This is a genomic window from Sporosarcina sp. P29 (assembly GCF_002743265.1).
GTDB lineage: Bacteria > Bacillota > Bacilli > Bacillales_A > Planococcaceae > Sporosarcina.
Genome location: NZ_PDYX01000136.1, coordinates 1 through 377, shown reverse-complemented (window position 1 = coordinate 377; position 377 = coordinate 1). Strand labels below are relative to the sequence as shown.

General features: G+C 57.8%; 1 protein-coding gene. It reads right to left on the bottom strand.

Annotated features, from left to right (window positions below):
- A partial coding sequence (locus tag CSV68_RS16910) for an ATP-binding cassette domain-containing protein (protein ID WP_143561038.1) occupies positions 1 to 308 on the bottom strand: 308 nt, incomplete at its 3' end.
- Positions 309 to 377 lie beyond the last annotated feature (69 nt).

Sequence of the window (377 nt, the reverse complement as noted above, 5' to 3'; positions counted from 1 at the left end):
CGGCGCAGTTTCTGCGCCTGCGGATCGTGCTTGAGCAGGTCCTGTCCCTGATAATAGAGCTCACCGCCGGTGGGGACTTCAATCATCGTCAGCAAACGACCCAGCGTCGATTTGCCACAGCCTGACTCACCGACCACCGCCAGCGTTTTGCCGCGTTCAAGGGTAAAGGATACGCCATCCAGCGCTTTCACCAGGCGTTCAGGCGCAAACAGCCCCTTCTTCACCGGATAGTATTTTTTCAGGTCGATAGCCTGCAACAGCGGTTGTTGCGTGGTGGCCTGTTGCGTGGTGGCCTGTTGCGTACTCATAGTGTTGGCCTCCCGGCATCATCGAGTGGGTAGTGGCATTTCGACTGACGACCGTCAGCAAGCAGGTTG